Annotated in this window: 15 protein-coding genes; 8 read left to right on the forward strand and 7 right to left on the reverse strand. The window is 62.0% G+C overall.

The window, feature by feature from the left end; genetic code table 11:
• Positions 1-137 precede the first annotated feature (137 nt).
• Entirely contained in the window at positions 138-620 is a 483-nt protein-coding gene (locus AC07NR_RS20660) for a hypothetical protein (protein WP_495079320.1), read from the reverse strand.
• A 579-nt stretch (positions 621-1,199) separates the two neighbouring features.
• Between AC07NR_RS20660 and AC07NR_RS20665 the strand changes: the two genes are divergently transcribed.
• Entirely contained in the window at positions 1,200-1,562 is a 363-nt protein-coding gene (locus tag AC07NR_RS20665; protein ID WP_102621811.1) for a DUF6124 family protein, read from the forward strand.
• Between the two features lie 138 nt (positions 1,563-1,700).
• Here AC07NR_RS20665 and AC07NR_RS20670 read toward each other — a convergent pair whose 3' ends face one another.
• Positions 1,701-2,657, reverse strand: coding sequence for a GlxA family transcriptional regulator (locus tag AC07NR_RS20670; protein WP_495079321.1), 957 nt, complete (start codon positions 2,655-2,657; stop codon positions 1,701-1,703).
• A gap of 106 nt (positions 2,658-2,763) precedes the next feature.
• Here AC07NR_RS20670 and AC07NR_RS20675 point away from each other — a divergent pair, with 106 nt between their 5' ends.
• Positions 2,764-3,558 carry an SDR family NAD(P)-dependent oxidoreductase gene (locus AC07NR_RS20675; protein WP_495079322.1) on the forward strand — a complete coding sequence of 265 codons (795 nt, stop codon included), beginning with the start codon at positions 2,764-2,766 and terminating at the stop codon, positions 3,556-3,558.
• A gap of 189 nt (positions 3,559-3,747) precedes the next feature.
• Complete coding sequence (locus AC07NR_RS20680) at positions 3,748-6,630, forward strand: ATP-binding protein (RefSeq protein ID WP_495079323.1); 2,883 nt, start codon at positions 3,748-3,750, stop codon at positions 6,628-6,630.
• On the opposite strand, the gene AC07NR_RS20685 is transcribed toward AC07NR_RS20680, so the two are convergent.
• From AC07NR_RS20685 to AC07NR_RS20695, 3 genes are all read right to left on the reverse strand, one after another.
• A complete protein-coding gene (locus tag AC07NR_RS20685; RefSeq protein WP_495079324.1) occupies positions 6,617-7,231 on the reverse strand; it encodes a response regulator transcription factor in 615 nt (204 codons plus the stop codon). The genes AC07NR_RS20680 and AC07NR_RS20685 overlap by 14 nt on opposite strands.
• A 77-nt stretch (positions 7,232-7,308) precedes the next feature.
• Entirely contained in the window at positions 7,309-7,680 is a 372-nt protein-coding gene (locus AC07NR_RS20690; RefSeq protein ID WP_085733930.1) for a response regulator, read from the reverse strand.
• The gene (locus AC07NR_RS20695) at positions 7,680-9,266 is read right to left on the reverse strand and encodes a PAS domain-containing sensor histidine kinase (protein ID WP_495079325.1); all 1,587 of its coding nucleotides are present in this window, start codon (positions 9,264-9,266) and stop codon (positions 7,680-7,682) included. Before AC07NR_RS20695 ends, AC07NR_RS20690 begins: the two co-directional genes overlap by 1 nt.
• Before the next feature lie 343 nt (positions 9,267-9,609).
• Between AC07NR_RS20695 and AC07NR_RS20700 the strand changes: the two genes are divergently transcribed.
• On the forward strand, positions 9,610-10,575 hold the full coding sequence (locus AC07NR_RS20700) for a quinone oxidoreductase family protein (RefSeq protein WP_495079326.1): 966 nt from the start codon (positions 9,610-9,612) through the stop codon (positions 10,573-10,575).
• On the opposite strand, the gene AC07NR_RS20705 is transcribed toward AC07NR_RS20700, so the two are convergent.
• The gene (locus AC07NR_RS20705) at positions 10,562-11,791 is read right to left on the reverse strand and encodes an MFS transporter (RefSeq protein ID WP_495079327.1); all 1,230 of its coding nucleotides are present in this window, start codon (positions 11,789-11,791) and stop codon (positions 10,562-10,564) included. The genes AC07NR_RS20700 and AC07NR_RS20705 overlap by 14 nt on opposite strands.
• Positions 11,792-12,007: 216 nt before the next feature.
• On the opposite strand from AC07NR_RS20705, the gene AC07NR_RS20710 reads away from it, so the two are divergent.
• The 4 genes from AC07NR_RS20710 (at position 12,008) to AC07NR_RS20725 (ending at position 15,832) form a co-directional block, all read left to right on the forward strand.
• Complete coding sequence (locus AC07NR_RS20710) at positions 12,008-13,354, forward strand: epoxide hydrolase family protein (RefSeq protein ID WP_495079328.1); 1,347 nt, start codon at positions 12,008-12,010, stop codon at positions 13,352-13,354.
• Positions 13,355-13,453: 99 nt separating this feature from the next.
• Positions 13,454-14,497 (forward strand): alpha/beta fold hydrolase, encoded by a 1,044-nt coding sequence (locus AC07NR_RS20715; RefSeq protein ID WP_495079329.1) that lies wholly within the window; start codon positions 13,454-13,456, stop codon positions 14,495-14,497.
• A 24-nt stretch (positions 14,498-14,521) separates the two neighbouring features.
• The gene (locus AC07NR_RS20720; protein WP_248739042.1) at positions 14,522-15,031 is read left to right on the forward strand and encodes a cytochrome P460 family protein; all 510 of its coding nucleotides are present in this window, start codon (positions 14,522-14,524) and stop codon (positions 15,029-15,031) included.
• Between the two features lie 24 nt (positions 15,032-15,055).
• Positions 15,056-15,832 carry an alpha/beta fold hydrolase gene (locus AC07NR_RS20725; RefSeq protein WP_495079330.1) on the forward strand — a complete coding sequence of 259 codons (777 nt, stop codon included), beginning with the start codon at positions 15,056-15,058 and terminating at the stop codon, positions 15,830-15,832.
• Positions 15,833-15,878: 46 nt separating this feature from the next.
• Here the strand turns inward: AC07NR_RS20725 and AC07NR_RS20730 are convergent, their stop codons facing one another.
• The gene (locus AC07NR_RS20730) at positions 15,879-17,093 is read right to left on the reverse strand and encodes an MFS transporter (protein WP_495079331.1); all 1,215 of its coding nucleotides are present in this window, start codon (positions 17,091-17,093) and stop codon (positions 15,879-15,881) included.
• Positions 17,094-17,147: the final 54 nt, after the last annotated feature.

The raw sequence follows: 17,147 nt of genomic DNA on the forward strand, positions 1-17,147 counted from the left end.
TTAAAGATTTCGAATCGAAACCAAAAAATATGGAGTTTGAATTTGAGATCTGCGGTCACTTTGTAAAACGCCGAGTAAAGTCCGACCAATAGAAAAAGCCCGGTTAATGCCGGGTTTTTAGCCTCTTCACTTCCAGCCTATACACTTAGCCTGATGGATAACATACTGGAGTCACGATAACCTGTGTGTCGGCTAAGCTCCTTCATTGCAAAAATGGGGACGGATTTATTTTCTGCAAAAATGTGAGAAATAAATCCGTCCCCATTTTTGTTTTTCTCTTCAGCAGCCGTTCTGATCGGCGACCAATCGTCGTGATCAAATATGAACCAGTCATCGCAGTGAAATGCAGCCCCGCTCAGGTCATTGCATAGTTCCCAGGTCGCCTGTAGCCGTGTTTTGATCTCTGTTGGCAACGCGCTGCCGCAGTTTGAAAGAGCGTCGTTTAACGGCAGTATCATTTCAGACCAGGCTTCGCATGCCGGACAGTACGGGATTGCGTTCCGCTGTGAATCCGCAGGAAGTGCCAGAAATTGCAGGGCCGGGATTACCTCGCACACGGCGAGCACTCGTTTGTACTCATCCTGACCGTACCACTCCCACAATGTCGTTGAAAAACCCATCATCACACTCCAGAAAACCAATCCAGTCGAACGGTCTGCAACGGGGCTGCTCAACGCGCTCAGGCTGTTCTCGCTCAGATCGAACGATTGCTCAGGGTTGTGGATTCAACCAGTGGACTCAATTGGTCGCAATCGCGTTTCTGAAGTTCTTCCAGTTTGCACCGCAGCAAGAAAAGGGGGGCGAGTTTATTTCGGAATCCGCCCTCATTTTTCTCCACCCGTTTAACCCTCCAAAAATCCACGTTTAAAAGACACCATCCGTTACGCCCTCAAGGCTACATCACCTTGCGTCATTGCCTACGACTACGCCAGAATCCGCCGGCTTGTGCGTCTGGGACGCGGGTTTTATCGTTTCCGGGTCACTGAAAAACAGTGATCGGGTTTGGTAGCCCGAGTTAACTAGTCGCATAGCACATCGTTCGCAGACCTCTTCGGGTCTTTGCTTAATGGTGGCCATGCGCAGGGCACCTTCGGGTGCGCCGGGTTCCTAGTTACCGGTCTACCAACCCGCGTATTGGCCGCCACCCTTCGTTTGGTAGCGAGGGTGAAGGCTCCTTATCAATAATTAGGAGTTTCACCATGATCAAACCAACACCCAACCCACCCGAAACCGACCCGGTTTCCCCCTACCAATTCCCCGATTCCCGAACCCTCAACGAAGCCGCCGAACGCGCCCTCGATCATTACCTCACCCCGCAACAACGCATCATGGGCAGTCACACCAAGCACGACCCCATGTTCCTGGCCAACCCGGCCTACAACAGCGAATCCCTCCTGGCCAATGCCAGCGAGTCCCTCGATTCCGCCAGCGAAATGCTCAGCAACTTCGCCGCGATCCTCGAGCCCGGCCACCGCAAAACGGCGCTGGGCATCGCGCAAGTGGTGATGGTCGCGGGGCTGGCGGTGAATCAGGCGCTGGATCATGTCGAGGTGAAGACGTGATCGGTTGATGGCTGTCGCTCAATAGCCGAAAAGTAAATGGCCGAGGTTGTCAGGTGTCACTGACGACCTCGGCCATTTTTCTTTTTTCCTGCACCTATCAACGCTCCAACAAGAGGACGCCTCGCCAGTCCGCGATATCTACACTTTCCCCACCACTTGGCGAGCATCCCGCCGCACCGCCTGCGGAGGCACGCCGAATCCTCGGATAAAGGCTTCCCGCATATGGCGCCGATCGCGAAAACCGGATTCGCTGGCCACCACATCAAGGGAATGTCGGCTCTGTTCGATCATCAATCGAGCGGCCTCCAGGCGCAGGCCTTCGATGGCTTTGGCGGGGGACTGGCCGGTTTCTGCGCTGAATATGCGGGTGAATTGACGAGGGCTCAGGTGCGCCACGCCGGCCAGTTCTTCGACGCTGAGCGCTCGGCTCAGATGCTGGCGTGCATAGTTCAGCGCGCTTTGGATGCGGTCGGACTTGGGTGCGAGGTCGAGCATTTCCGAATGCTGCGACTGGCCGCCGGAGCGGTGCTGGTGCATCACCAGTTTGTGCGCCACCGAGCGGGCGACATCGGCGCCCAGATCCTTCTCCACCATGCCGACCGCGAGGTCGAGGCCGGCGGTCATGCCCGCCGAAGTCCAGAAGGGGCCGTCGACGATATAGATGCGGTCGACGTCGACGCTGATTTCGGGATGGCGCTTCTGCAAGGCCTGCGCGTAGGCCCAGTGGGTTGTGGCGCGGCGTCCGGTCAACAGGCCGGCTTCGGCGAGGATGAATCCGCCGGTGCAGATGCCGACGGTGCGCCGTGCCTGGTTGCCGGCCTGGCGCACGAAGTCGAGCACAGCGGAGGCTGTGTCGGTTTTTTCCGGATCGTTGACCCCGACAACGATCCAGGTGTCGGCCAGTCCGGGCGCCTCGAGCGGGCGGGTTTCCATGGCCAGCCCCAGCGAGGAGCGCACCATGCCGCCGTCTGGCGAGAAGTTCTCGACGCTGTAGAAGGGTTCTTCGGCGATCTGATTGGCGAACTCGAAAACGGCTTGAGTCGCCAGGGAGAGCACCTGAAAACCGTCGGTGAGCAAGTAGCCGATACGATGCATGGTGATTTCTCGGATGTCCTGAATCCATACCATATACGTCATTTGAGATATGGCCAAGCCGTCGCATCCTGTTCTCCAGTACTTCCCACAACCCTGGAGATTCGACATGACTCAATCCCGCCTTGGCACTGCCCTGATCACCGGCGCTTCGTCCGGCATCGGTGCCATTTACGCTGAACGCCTGGCCCGCCGTGGCCATGATCTGATCCTGGTCGCGCGAAATCGCGACCGCCTGAATGTCCTGGCCAAACGCCTGAGTGAAGAAACCGGCCGCCACGTTGAAGTTCTGGCTGCCGATCTGTCCTACAAGGCCGATCTGGCACGGGTCGAAGATCGTCTCAATACGGACGCCAACATTTCTCTGCTGGTGAACAATGCCGGGGTTGGTGCGACTCATCCTTTGCTGGAGTCAGACGTCGACAAGCTCGAAGACCTGCTCACGCTCAACGTGAACGTGCTGATGCGCCTGACTTACGCGGCGGTCCCGGGTTTCGTCGCCCGTGGCGGTGGCACGCTGATCAACATCGCCTCGATCGTGGCCATCGCCCCGGAGGTGTTGAACGGCGTTTACGGCGGCTCCAAGGCTTTCGTCCTGGCGTTCAGCCAATCCTTGCGTCACGAACTGGCGGACAAAAATGTCCGGGTCCAGGTGGTGCTGCCCGGCGCGACGGCCACCGAATTCTGGAGCGTGGCCGGCACACCGCTGGAGCACCTGCCGGAGGCGATTGTGATGCGGGCGGACGACATGGTGGACGCTGCACTGTCCGGTCTCGACCAAGGCGAGTTCGTCACCATTCCGGCACTTCCCGAAATCGCCGACTGGGATGCCTACGAGGCGGCGCGCCAGAAGCTGATGCCTGATCTGTCGCGCAGTGAGCCGGCTGCACGCTATCGCGACTGATGTTCGACGCAGGCATCGATTTGCGAACGAAGGGGGCTACGAACATAGGGGCCGAAATTACCGGCTGAAGTTCTCACTCCGCACGCGTCAGGCTTGAACGACCGTGCAAAACTCCTATGATGCAAAGGGCCTGCGCCTGTGGATTGCAACCGGCGACGCCCCCTTCGTTTCCCAGTGAGATCGCCCCTCGTGGAGTCTATTCCAGACGCTTTGCATGAATCACTCATGACCCGGTTCGTGTTCGGGCCGTTTTGCGTCGTTCCAGGCAAAAGGCTGCTGACCAGAAACGGGGTGCCGGTGGAGATCGGCGGTCGGGCGCTGGATCTGCTGATTGCCTTGCTTGAGCAGCCGGGACGGGTGCTTTCCAAATACGATCTGATCGAAAAGGTCTGGCCCGACAGCGTGGTCGCCGAAGGCAGTCTGCGCTTTCACATGACGGGCCTGCGGCGGATTCTCGGGGATGGCGAGGAGCACGCGCGTTATATCGCGACCCAGGTGGGTGTGGGTTATGCCTTCGTGGCGCCGCTGGAAAGGCAACTGTCCGGGGTTCAGCCGACGCCCACGAAGACCGGGCATCTCCGGGCCGCCAGCAGCCTGCCGCCGCGGGCGAAGTTGATCGGTCGCGAAACCGACCTGCAACTGGTCGTCGATCACCTGCAGCAACCCAGGTTGTTTACCCTCGTCGGTCCCGGTGGCGTCGGCAAGACCAGCCTCGCCATCGAGGTGGCGCATCGCATCGCCGCCCAGGGTTACGAACGCGTCTGCTTCGTCGACCTGGCTCAGGTGGAAGACAGCACGCTGGTGCCTTCAGCACTGGCCCGGTCGCTGGAAATCGCCGTGCAGGCCGAAGATCCGATGTTCGTGTTGCTGGCGCATTTGCGCGAGCAGCGGCTGATGCTGGTCATCGACAATTGCGAACACCTGATCGACGCCGTTTCGACCCTTCTGGAACAGATCAGCGACAGCGCGCCCGACGTGGGCATTCTGGCAACCAGTCGCGAGCCGTTGCGGGTGCGTGGCGAATACGTGCATTGGCTCAATCCGCTGGAGTTTCCTCGCGAGTCCCGACACCTGTCCACTCAGGAGCTGCTGGCATTCGCAGCGATCAAACTGTTTGTCGAGCGCGCGTCGTCGAGCAATGCGGCGTTGCTGCTGGAGTCGGGTGGCGGGCAAATGATCGCGGACATCTGCCAGCGCCTGGAGGGCATGGCCCTGCCGATCGAACTGGCGGCGATGCGGGTCGCCAGCCACGGCCTGAAGGCCACGCATGCCTTGCTCGGCGAGCGGTTTTCACTGGGCTGGTCGGGGCGCCGGACGGCGGTCCCGCGGCATCAGACGCTGCGTTCCATGCTCGACTGGAGTTACGACTTGTTGTCGGCGCCGGAGCGACTGGCGCTGGAGCGGTTGTCGGTGTTTATCGGGCCGTTCTCTCAGGAGGCGGCGTCCCAGGTGGTTGCCGAGTCCCAATCCGAAGGCCCTGCGGTGGCAGCGATCCTCGATGATCTGGTGTGCAAGGGGCTGGTCACGGTCGATCACAGTGATTCGACGGATTCCTATCGACTGCTTGAGATGACACGCGCCTACGCCCGGGAAAAACTGGCGGCCCGGGGCGACGCCGAAGTGAACTCGCTGGCTTTCAGGCATGCGGCGTATTACATGGATCTGCTGGGGCATCCCGGTAACTCGCCCGATGAGTTTTTTCGCAACTTTGCGCGCCTTGCCAGTCAGTTGGGCAACGTACGCAGTGCGCTGGAGTGGAGCTTCGGGCCCCATGGCGATCCGGGCCTGGCGTTGCCCCTGGCAGCGGCGAGTGCACCCTTGTTTTTGCATTTTTCCTTGCTGGTCGAGTGCCGGACCTGGTGTGCCCGGGCTGTGGAACTGCTCGAACTGGGGTACTACGGCACGTCGACCGAAATGGAACTGCAGGCGGCGCTCGGGCTGGTGCTGATGTTCACTCAGGGCAACAGCGAAGCGGCCGAGAAGGCTTTGCTCCGGGCGCTGGATATCGCCGTTGCGCTGGCTGACCACGGGTCGCAGTTGAGGCTGCTTGGCCGCCTGCAGATTTTCTACGAACGCATTGGTGATTTCCCTTCTTCGCTGGCGTGGGCGGAGCAGGCAGCCGTGGTCGGCAACCTGCTGAATCAGCCGGCGGCCATCGCAATCGCTTCATCGCTGACCGGCATCTCCCATCATTTGCTGGGCGATCAGCGTCTGGCGCGGCAGGAGCTGGAACGCTCGCTGCGCAACAGTTTGCCGTCCCATCCCAGCCATACCATCTACTACGGCTTCGATCACCGCAATCGCACCGGGCTGGCACTGGCCCGTTCGCTGTGGTTGCAGGGCTTTCCCGATCAGGCCCGGCACTGGGCCGAACTGATAGAAGCCGAAGCGTCGGCGCTGCAGCATCCGGTCACCTACTGCATCGCCATGGTCTGGATTCTGTGCATCTATATCTGGACCGGCGATCTGGAGAAGGCGGCCGCCAGCCTTGAACGGTTCAGTGCGGTGGCCGAGACCAACGCCCTGGGCCCTTATATTGCCGCCGCCCATGGCTTGCGGGCGGCGATTGCGATCCGCGCCGAACAGCCTGGCGATGCGGTGCCGCTGCTGGAGGAAAGCCTGGCGCGGCTGCGTGGCATGCGCTACGAACTGCTCACGACATCGTTTGAAATCGCGCTTGCCGAGGGCCTGATTCTGGGCGGGCAACACGCGAAGGCGCTGGTGCTGGTCGACGGCACCATCGATCACTGTCGTCAGAGCGGCGACGCCTTCGCGCTGCCGGAACTGCTGCGGATCAAGGCCGGTATTCTCAAGGAAATCGATGGTGAAAATGTCCAGGCCATCACGACCCTGCTTGAGGCGTCCATCGCGCTGAGCCGCGATCAGGGGGCCTGGGCGTGGGAGCTGAGGACTTCGATGGATCTGGCCAGGCTCTGGCTGGAACAGGGCAGGGCGGAGCAGGCCAAGGCGTTGCTCGACGCGTGTCGCGAGCAGGTTTCTGAGGGCTTCGACACCCTTGACCTGCGCCGGCTGGAAAGCCTCTGGCAAAGCCTTTGCGTCACGCGGGGGTGATCAGCGCCGCCATTTTCACCAGATCCGCCAGCGAACGGGCTTTCATCTTGCGCATGACCTTGCCCCGGTGGGCCTTCACCGTGATCTCGCTGATTTCGAGGTCTGCGGCAATCAGCTTGTTCAGACGACCACTGACCACCGCGGCCATGATTTCCTGTTCGCGGGGCGTCAGGGTCTTGTAGGCCTCAAGCACGGAACGCAGGGCTTTTTCCCCCTCCAGAGCCGCACGGCTGCCTTCGAGCGCATCGCCCATGGCGGTCAGCAGCTCATCATCGTTGAACGGTTTGGTCAGAAACTCCACCGCACCGGCTTTCAAGGCCCGCACCGTGCGCGGAATGTCTCCGTACCCGGTGATGAAGATGATCGGCATGTTGTAGCGCTCGTCAGCCAGGGACGTCTGCAGATCCAGACCGTTCAAGTCCGGCAGGTTGATATCCAGTACCAGGCAACTGGGTACTCGCGCGCGGGGCTCCGCGAGAAAGTCCTGCGCGGATTCGAAGAGTCGTGGCTGCCAGCCGGCGCATCGGATCATCAGCTCCAGCGACTCGCGCACGGAGATGTCGTCATCCACAACGAACACCACAGGCGTGACATCACTCATCGGCAATGCTCCGTGGCCGGGGGACACTGTGTGATTCGAGTTCAACATGTCGATTCCTTTTCTTTACCGCTTCGCGTTCAGTCGAGGGGCAGGGCAGCGCTCAGGGCCTTGATCAGTTGCGCTTCACTGAAGGGCTTGAACAGGCACTCCACCGCACCGGTATTCAACAGCTTTGCCTGTTGGCTGGCGTCGGCGTGAGCGGTGATGAAAATCACCGGAATGCGATAGCCGCGTCGCAGCAGTTCCTTGTGCAGATCCGGGCCGGACATGCCCGGCATGGCCACATCGAGAATCAGGCAATCGGTCAGGCCGAGATAAGGCGAGGCCAGAAACGCCTGCGCCGAGGCGAACGCCTGGACAGCGAATCCGAACTCCCTGATCAGGTCAGGCAGCGATTCACGAACCGACTCGTCATCATCGACAACCGATACGAGCAAGTACTTACCCATCAGTGATTCTCCATGACGCGATCACAGGCCTCGCGGTTGTCGGCATACGGGATTGAAAAGGCGAACATCGCACCCGGGCCGTCGTTGGCAGAGGCCCGGAGTTGCCCGTCGTGGTGTTCGATAATGGAGCGACTGATCGACAGACCGACCCCCATGCCCGAGCTTTTGGTGGTGTAGAAGGCATTGAAAATCCGTTCCATGTCCTGTGGATCGACCCCGGTGCCGCTGTCCTTCACCGCCAGATAAACGCTCCGGTCTTGCTCCTGGCCGGTGCTGACGATCAGGTCTCTGGAGCGACCGGTGATGCTGCTCATGGCCTCGACGGCGTTCATGATCAGGTTGAGGATCACCTGTTGAAGCTGGACCCGGTCGCCCCTGACCGGCGGCAGGGCTTCGGCGAATCGAGGATGAAGCACCACGCCATTGCGTTGCAGCTCGCCCAGCAACATGGCGATGACTTCCCGTGCGGCGTCATTGAGGTCGACCTTTTCAATCGTGATGCTTTTTTTCGAGAACAACGCTCGCAAGCGGTTGATCACATCGGCGGCCCGATTGCCGTCGCGAATGGTGCGGCGCGCGGTTTCCAGGGCTCCGTCGACATTCGGCGGATCGGCTCCGAGCATGCGCAGACAGGTACTGGCGTTGGTGATGATACCGGCCAGAGGCTGATTGACCTCATGGGCAATGGACGCGGTGACTGCCCCCAGGCTGGCGACTCTGGCCAGATGTGTCAGTTCGGAACGGGCCTTGGCCAGAAAGGCTTCCGCCTGTTTGCGGTCTTCGATGTCGGTGTTTTCGCCATACCAGCGCACGATCCGGCCCGCCTCGTCGCGCTGGGGCACGGCGCGGATCAGAAACCAGCGATAAATGCCGTCGAAGCGTTTCAGGCGAGCCTCGTACTCACCGGCATTGCCCGAGTGCAGAAGCGCATGCCAGTAACCGCCCAGTCCGGGGGCGTCGTCGGGATGGATCGATGCCACCCAGCCATCGCCGCACGCCTCTTCGAGCGACATGCCGGTGTAATCGCACCAACGCCGGTTGACGAATCCGACACTGCCTTCGGGCGAAGCGCTCCAGACAAACCCGGGAACAGCATCGATGATGCCGCGCAGGCGCTCCTCCGAGCTGCTGACCTCCGCGAGGGCTTTGGCGATCAAGACCTTGTCCCGTCGGCGCTCATCGATATCGACCTGCAACACGCACCAGCGAGTGATGGTGCCTTCGCTGTTCCTGACCGGCAGGCCGCGCACATGAAACCAGCGATAGACACCGTCGGCGCGCCGAATCCGATGCTCGATATCGTAGGGTGTGCCGGTGCTGACCGAATGCATCCACGCCGCGCTGACCGATGGCAGATCGTCGGGGTGCAGGGTGTCGCTGGCCTGCCAGTTTTTCAGTTCATCGAGCGGGATGCCGATGTAGTCCAGGATTTGCCGGTTGACCTGCTCCAGCTCACCGGACGGTGTCATGAAGGCGACCATGGCCGGAATGCTGTCGATGATCGAGTCGGCCTCAGGCATTGGCAGGCCCCTGTCATTGACGTGGCCTGGACCGTCTTCGATGACGCGCTCCCGCTCGTTCGCCATGTCGATTCTCATTGTGCAGTCACCGTTGAACAAAGATGCGCCTTCTGATGGCACTCGCCCATCATACTTTGGTGTCGCTTTCCGCGAATATCGGCCGCCCTCACGCATTGCGATGCGCATCACAGACCGCCCGGGGCTTTTGTAAGCCACTGTATCTACGGCCGCTCAAGCCACACAAGCATGCAAATGAGCCTGTTCGCGAAACTGCGCGGATACACCACCCGGCCACCCTTGGCGCTGGTTTCAACGCCCTCCGGCGATTGAATGAAGACAACGTGACGTCCGCGCTCCTGCCACCCGAACGGCAGCAGGACAGGTCGTCCCTGTGGCAGGGCAGAACACAATGAAAGCAGTCGTGATCCAGGCCTTTGGCGGGCCCGAAGTCTTGACGGTGCAAGACATTCAACTGGCAGAACCGGGGCCCGGACAAATCCTGGTCAAGGTCATGGCGGCGGGTATCAATTTCATGGACACCGGTGTCCGTCGCGGCCTCGGCGCTGCCCGGGAGCTGCCGCTGACGCCGGGGGCGGAAGGCGCCGGCATCGTCCTGGCCACCGGGCCGCAGGTGACGGAGTTCGCTGTCGGTGACCGCGTGGCCTGGCATTACGTGCCGGGCAGCTACGCCGAACAGGTGATCGCCCCGGCCAGCCAGTTGGTGCCGTTGCCGGACGAGATCGACTTCAGCACCGCCGCCAGCCTGATGATGCAGGGCCTGACCGCCAGCAATCTGGTGGACAAGGTGCATGCGATCCAGCCGGGCGATGTGGCATTCGTGCACGCGGCGGCGGGGGGCGTGGGGCTGATGCTGACTCAGTTGATCAAGCTGCGGGGCGGCAAGGCCATTGGCCGGGTGTCCCAGGCCGACAAGGTGGAGGCGGTGCTCGCGGCCGGGGCTGACTACGTAGTGATCGGGCGTGCGCACAACATTGCCGGCCAGGTCATGCGCCTGACGGAAGGGCAGCGGGTGAATGTGGTGTACGACGGCACAGGGGCGGAGGGCTTCGCCGAGTCGTTGAGCCTGCTGGACCATTTCGGCACCCTGGCCTTGTACGGGCCGTTCATGGACCCGATCCCGCCGATCGATATCTTCAGCGTGCCGCGCAGTATCAAGCTGACGTATCCCTCGGTCATGCACTACGTGCGCAACCGCGAGGTCCTGCTGGATAAGTCCCGGCAACTGTTCGCGTGGGTCAGCACCGGCAAACTGAAAACCTTCATCGGCCAGCGTTATTCTCTGGACGGCGCGCAGCAGGCCCATCGCGATATCGAGTCGCGCAATACGACGGGCAAGCTGATCATTGTTCCTTAGTGCCACGCCAGATCAGCAGCGCTGCCAACAGCTGGCTGCCAGCGAAGAACGTGAACAGCTCTTGCGCGGTCCATCGGGCATCCAGCAGAAAACCGGCGACTATCGGCGAAATGATCGCCCCCAGACGCCCCATTGCCAGCACCACGCCGACGCCGGTCGTACGGACTGACGTGCAGAACGCCTGAGGGGCCAGGACATACAGGGCGGCGACCGCACCGTTGAGCATCAGGCCAAGCGTGACGGCCACGAGCGCGGCCAGACCGGGCACGTGCGAGGCCGGCACCATCAGTGGCAGCAGGGCAGCGTTGAGCAACAGGAAACCCGACGACAATCGCCGGCAGCCATACCGATTGGCCGCCAGTCCCAGCAACAGGGCGCCGAGCATGCCCCCCGACGCCAACAGAACGCCGATCCTGGCGCCTTGCCGATCGGTAAAACCGTTATGGACCAGAAGACTCGGGGTCCAGCTCATCACGAAGTAAAAGCAGAACATCAACAGAAAGAGTGCCAGCGCCAGCGATGTGGTCTGTTGCCATTGACCGGACGAAAACGGTCGGCGGGCATTGTCTGGCGACGCTGGCGTGACAGGCGCGCGGCGTTCAAGTGCCAGAAATGACGGTGACTCTCGCAGCCAGAAGACGCCCGCCAACGCCGCCGCCAGCGTGATACAGCCCCCCGCGAGAAAGACATACCGCCAGCCCATGAAATCATTCAATACGTGAGCCAGCACCCCGCCCAGGCTGGCGCCCATGGCGAAGGCGAGGGACTGCAACGCGATGGCCAGGTTGCGCCGCTGCGCGCTGGCGTGCTCGAACGTCAGCACGTTCGCCCCCACCAGCACCGCCCCCGTGCCGATGCCGGTCAACAATCGCAAAAGCATCAATACGTGATGATCCTGGCTCCAGAACGACAGCAACATGCTCAGTCCGCCGAGCAGCAGGCCGGCGAGCAATAACGGCCTGCGCCCGAAGCGGTCGGCCCTCGGCGCGGCCAGCAGCGAACCGAGCGCCATCCCGACCAGGCTGGCGCTCAACAACAGGCCCGTTTGCGCGCCGTTCAACGTCCACTCCGCTGACACCCGGCTGGCGGTGAAGGCCATGGCCATCACGTCCAGCCCGTCGATCACGTTGAACAGCATGCACAGCCCGATCACCCACCACTGCGAAGTGGTCGATGACGTGCCGCACGGGCGTTCGAGCGCTGTTTCCCCACGCATCCGCAATCCTTGTTCTGCCAGGTCATTCGAATGGACCGGCTCGCCGAGCCGTATCCCCGCCGCATTTTGCCCGTTAACCACTGCTGAATTCGAGCGCGATTTTGCGCGTCATACCAAGGTATCGACCGACACCATCGTGTAATCGCAGCGAGGGTGGCGGGGTGGTCTGATCCGATTGGCGATGCCTTTCGAATAATGACTACAAGGAGATCCAACATGGTTGCGGTTACGTGCGGTTCCACATGGCGCCATTGCCTGGCGTCAGCCATCAGAAGAGGGGCCCTGGGCCTTGCCGTGCTGGCAGGCAGCAGCGGCGCCTGGGCCACCAGCCCGACAACCGATCAGTCGCAAGCCATTCGCCCGTACCACGTTCATGTGGATGAGGCGAAATTGACTGATCTGCGCAAACGCATCGCCGACACCCGTTGGCCCGACAAGGAAACGGTCAACGACGTGTCCCAGGGTGTGCAACTGGCGCAGGTCGAGGCCCTGGTGAAGTACTGGGGCAGCGGTTATGACTGGCGCAAGGCAGAGGCGAAACTCAACGCCTTGCCGGAGTTCGTGACCACGATCGATGGCGTCGACATCCAGTTCATCCACGTGCGCTCGCGCAACCCCAACGCGATGCCGCTGATCCTCACCCATGGCTGGCCGGGTTCGCAATTCGAGTTCCTCAAGACCATCGGCCCGCTGACCGATCCCGTGGCCTATGGCGGCAAGGCGGAGGACTCGTTCGATGTGGTGATTCCGTCGATTCCCGGTCACGGCTTTTCCGGCAAGCCGACCGAACTCGGCTGGGGTCCGGACCGGGTGGCGAAGGCCTGGGATGTGTTGATGAAGCGTCTGGGTTACACCCACTACGTATCTCAGGGGGGCGACCACGGTTCGGTGATCTCTGATGCGCTGGGCCGTCTGGCACCGCCCGGTTTGCTGGGCATTCACTTGAACATGCCCGCCACCGTGCCGCCGGAACTGGTCAAGCCGATCAATGGCGGAGACCCGGCCCCGGCTGGGCTGAGCGGCCCGGAACTGACGGCGTTCAACTCGCTCAGCAAGTTCTTCGGGCGCAACGCGGCCTATGGCGCAATGATGGTGACCCGACCACAGACCATCGGTTATCTGCTGGCGGATTCGCCTGCTGGCACGGCGGCGTGGATGTATGAAAAATTCGCCGCCTGGACCGACAGCGACGGTCAGCCCGAGAAGGTGTTGAGCCGCGATGAAATGCTCGATGACATCAGCCTGTACTGGCTGACCGACAGCGGCGCCTCGTCCTCCCGTTTCTACTGGGAGAACAACAACAATAACTTCAGTGCCGCCGCGCAAAAGACCGCGGACATCAAGGTGCCGGTGGCGATCACCGTGTTCCCCCACGAAATCTACCGTGCGCCGAAAGTCTGGTCGCAGCGGGCCTATCCATCGCTGGCCTACTTCAGCGAGGTCAGCAAGGGCGGCCACTTTGCGGCATGGGAGCAACCGCAATTGTTCAGCGAAGAACTGCGCGAAGCCTTCCGGCCACTGCGCGCGGCTGCGCAGAAAACTGCGGCTCAGGCCGCGCGCTAGCCCTGCAATCGGCAATTCCTTCAACGCTAAGCCCTTCAACGCAAGCCCTTCAACCAAAGCCCGGAACCGCCGCCCGGCGGTTCACGAGGGAGACTCGGCATGACTGACCATAACGCTGTAACTCAATCCCGGCGCGTACTCGCCGTTTCGATGCTGGCGATTGCGCTGGGCATCGCCTCGGCCTACGCCAGCGCCGCCGAAGTACCCGGCGGCAAGATCGACGCGATCACCGCCGGCAGCAACGTTTCTTTCGGCGCGCTGAAACACGTCAAGGCCGGACTGCTGGACGTGTCGTACGCGGAAGCCGGCCCCGCCGACGGGCCGGTGGTGATCCTGCTGCACGGCTGGCCCTACGACATTCACAGCTACACCGACGTGGCCCCGGCACTGGCGCAGAAAGGCTATCGGGTACTGATTCCCTATGCGCGCGGTTATGGCGATACGCGCTTTCTGTCGGCCAAAACCGTGCGCAACGGCCAGCCGGCGGCGCTGGCGAAAGACCTGATCGACTTCATGGATGCCCTGAAAATCAAGCAGGCCGTACTCGGCGGCTACGACTGGGGTGCACGCACCGCCGATATCGTCGCCGCGCTCTGGCCGGAACGGGTGAAAGCGCTGGTGGCGGTGAGCGGTTACCTGATCGGCAGCCAGGACGCCGGCAAGACGCCGTTGCCGCCGGCTGCGGAGTTGCAGTGGTGGTATCAGTTCTACTTTGCGACCGAGCGCGGTCGTCTGGGTTACGAGAAAAACACCCATGACTTCGCGAAACTGATCTGGCAATTGGCGTCGCCGAAATGGAACTTCGACGATGCGACCTACGACCGCAGCGCCGCCGCGTTGCAGAACCCGGATCACGTCGCCGTGTCGATCTTCAACTACCGCTGGCGTCTGGGGCTGATCAAAGGGGAAGCGCAATACGATCCGCTGGAGAAAAAACTGGCGGCGTTCCCGTCTATCAGCGTGCCGACCATCACCCTGGAAGGCGACGCCAATGGCGCACCGCATCCACCGGCCGAGGCCTACGCCAAACGCTTCACCGGCAAATACGAATACCGGCTGGTCAGCGGCGGCATCGGCCACAACCTGCCGGAGGAAGCGCCGCAGGCGTTCGCCCAGGCAGTGATCGATGCTGATCATCTCTGATAACCGACCTGAGGGGATCTGACGATGAAACTCAACCATTGGGCCGTGTTGCCGTCGGCCATTGCGCTCGCTGCACTGGCGGCCACCGGTGTCGCGTTGGGCGAGGCCGATGATGGCGACGCCTCGCCGATCTACGGCGTGAAGCTGCCGAAAAACTATCGCCAGTGGGCGCTGATTGCGCCGGCCCAGGAAGCTGCGCCGCTGGATGAATTGCGCGCGGTGCTGGGCAATGACCGGGCGATCAAGGCTTACCAGAGCAAGACGCTGCCGTTTCCCGACGGCACGGTGTTGGTCAAGCTCGCGTGGAAGCACGTGCAGTCCCCGGAGTTCGAACCCGCCTCGATTCCGGGGGCGGCCACCACCGTTCAGGTGATGGTCAAGGACTCGCGCAAATACGCCGCGACCGGTGGCTGGGGATTCGGCCGCTTCATCAACGGCAAACCCGCCGATGAAGCCCAGCACCAGACCTGCTTTGCCTGCCATCAGGCGCGGGTGCAGAACCATGACTACGTCTTTACCCGATACGCCCCCTGATCCCGTCATACAAGGAGTTGTCACATGAAAAAAACATTGACTGCGTTGACCCTCGCTGCCGGCCTGTGCCTGGGCGTGAGTGCCTTCGCCCAATCCGCCAAACCGACTGTGGTACTCGTACACGGCGCCTTTGCCGACGCGTCGAGCTGGAACGGCGTGGCGAAAATTCTCGAGAAGGATGGCTACACGGTGATCGCCGCCGCCAACCCGCTGCGCGGCGTCAAGAGCGATGGCGCGGCGGTATCGGCGTTGTTGAGCAGCATCCAGACGCCGGTGGTGCTGGTCGGTCACTCCTATGGCGGCAACGTCATCAGTGAGGCGGCCAACGATCATGCCAATGTCAAAGCGCTGGTGTATGTCAGCGCCTTTGCGCCCGAGGCCGGCGAAACCGTTGCCGGACTCGCCGGCAAGTTTCCCGGCAGCACCCTCGGCCCGACACTGGCGGCGCCCGTCGCACTGGCCGATGGCGGCAAGGACTTGTACATCCAGCAGAGCAAGTTTCACGATCAGTTCGCCGCCGATGTCCCGGCTGCACAAGCGGCGCTGATGGCCGCGACCCAACGCCCGGTCACCGAAGCGGCGCTCAACGAGCAAGCCGGAACGCCTGCCTGGAAGCACATTCCGTCGTGGTACATCTACGGCGACAAGGACAGGAACATCCCGCCCCAGGCGATGGCGTTCATGGCCAAACGTGCGGATGCCAAGGCGGTCGAGGTGGTCAAGGGCGGCTCTCATGTGGTGATGGTGTCGAACCCGGCACCGGTGGCCCGATTGATTGAAAAAGCCGCTGCGGCCAACTGAAACCCTGCGACGTGCCGAGGCGCGTCGCAGGTCTTTCACTTCCCGTTCAGGCAGCAGATACCTGTGGCAATGCTGCCGGTGTCACTCTGAGCAGGGGGGTGATGCCGAGCATCAACATCAGGACCGCGAACAGCAAGGTGTACGCCGGGCCATAGTGTCCGGTGTATTCGCGCAGGGCACCAAAAAACAGCGGGCCGAGCGCGGCGATCAGGTAACCGATGAACAGCATGAACACCGTCCACAGTCCGGCCTGTTCGCTGGTGCTGGCGTGATCCAGCGGCAAGGTCATGGCCACGGTGAAACCCATGCCCAGCCCGATGGCTGCGAGCACCACATAAAGCATCGGCCAGTACCCCGGCAGGAACGCCATGCCACCCAGCCCCAGCAGGGCCAGCAACGCCGACAGCCCGAGCAGGCCGCGCCGGTCGTGGGCCTTGCCTGGAATCAGCCCCGCACCCACGCTGGCCACGGCGAACACCGCCGTAAAAATGCCCAGCAGGACGCCCGGAGACACACTCGTCGTGGCCGCTTCCACCGACGCAGGTGCCATCCAGGCGAAGAGGGCGTAAACCACAAACTGACCTGCACCGAAATTCAACGCGATCAACCACGCCTGCGGATTGCCCCACGGCAGGCACTTGCGCTGGTGCGACGGCGATTTCACTACTGGCGCCGGGGTCGCAAAACGCCGCGCCATCCACACCCAACTGGCGATGGCGGTGAGGCACAACACGCTCCAGATACCGGCGCTGACCCGCCAGTCCTGCGCCAGCTCGGCAATCGGCGCGCTGCACACTGCCGCGAGGGTCGCGCCCAGGCTCAGTCCGCCGGCATAGATGCCCATGAACAGTGCCGGTCGTTGCGCAAAGTGAGTCTTGATCCACGCGCCGGTCATTGCACCGGCGACCGCAATGCCGACGCTGGCGAAGAACGTACTGCCGAGCAGGAAAAACGCATTCGGCGAGAGTGCCCGCAGCAAGGTCGAGGCCCCCAGCAGCGTCAGTGCGACAACCACACTGCGATCGATCCCGAAGCGTCTGGCCAGGCTTGGAACCACCAGCGCGAACACGCCCATGCAGACGTCGGGGATCGAGGTCAGCAGCGCGGCCTGGGTGTAGCTCAACTGGAAGTGCTGCTGGATCAACAGCAGGATCGGCCCCACCGAAATGATCGGCGGCCGCAGGGCGATGGACAGGATCAGCAGGCCGATCACCGCCGTAATGGCCTGCTGGCTGCTGGAGAGATTGCGGGTGATTGCCATGGGAAAATGCCTCATTGATGAACAATGAGCGCAAGGCTAACAATGGGCCGGCCA

It is taken from the genome of Pseudomonas sp. GW821-FHT09C09, from assembly GCF_059418105.1.

Excerpts from the sequence above, each read along its gene's own strand:
- AC07NR_RS20730 (WP_495079331.1), bottom strand. The coding sequence starts at position 17,093 with ATGGCAATCACCCGCAATCTCTCCAGCAGCCAGCAGGCCATTACGGCG.
- AC07NR_RS20700 (WP_495079326.1), top strand. The coding sequence starts at position 9,610 with ATGAAAGCAGTCGTGATCCAGGCCTTTGGCGGGCCCGAAGTCTTGACG.
- AC07NR_RS20660 (WP_495079320.1), bottom strand. The coding sequence starts at position 620 with ATGGGTTTTTCAACGACATTGTGGGAGTGGTACGGTCAGGATGAGTAC.
- AC07NR_RS20685 (WP_495079324.1), bottom strand. The coding sequence starts at position 7,231 with ATGAGTGATGTCACGCCTGTGGTGTTCGTTGTGGATGACGACATCTCC.
- AC07NR_RS20705 (WP_495079327.1), bottom strand. The coding sequence starts at position 11,791 with ATGCGTGGGGAAACAGCGCTCGAACGCCCGTGCGGCACGTCATCGACC.
- AC07NR_RS20725 (WP_495079330.1), top strand. The coding sequence starts at position 15,056 with ATGAAAAAAACATTGACTGCGTTGACCCTCGCTGCCGGCCTGTGCCTG.
- AC07NR_RS20715 (WP_495079329.1), top strand. The coding sequence starts at position 13,454 with ATGACTGACCATAACGCTGTAACTCAATCCCGGCGCGTACTCGCCGTT.
- AC07NR_RS20695 (WP_495079325.1), bottom strand. The coding sequence starts at position 9,266 with ATGGCGAACGAGCGGGAGCGCGTCATCGAAGACGGTCCAGGCCACGTC.
- AC07NR_RS20710 (WP_495079328.1), top strand. The coding sequence starts at position 12,008 with ATGGTTGCGGTTACGTGCGGTTCCACATGGCGCCATTGCCTGGCGTCA.
- AC07NR_RS20720 (WP_248739042.1), top strand. The coding sequence starts at position 14,522 with ATGAAACTCAACCATTGGGCCGTGTTGCCGTCGGCCATTGCGCTCGCT.
- AC07NR_RS20690 (WP_085733930.1), bottom strand. The coding sequence starts at position 7,680 with ATGGGTAAGTACTTGCTCGTATCGGTTGTCGATGATGACGAGTCGGTT.
- AC07NR_RS20675 (WP_495079322.1), top strand. The coding sequence starts at position 2,764 with ATGACTCAATCCCGCCTTGGCACTGCCCTGATCACCGGCGCTTCGTCC.
- AC07NR_RS20670 (WP_495079321.1), bottom strand. The coding sequence starts at position 2,657 with ATGCATCGTATCGGCTACTTGCTCACCGACGGTTTTCAGGTGCTCTCC.
- AC07NR_RS20665 (WP_102621811.1), top strand. The coding sequence starts at position 1,200 with ATGATCAAACCAACACCCAACCCACCCGAAACCGACCCGGTTTCCCCC.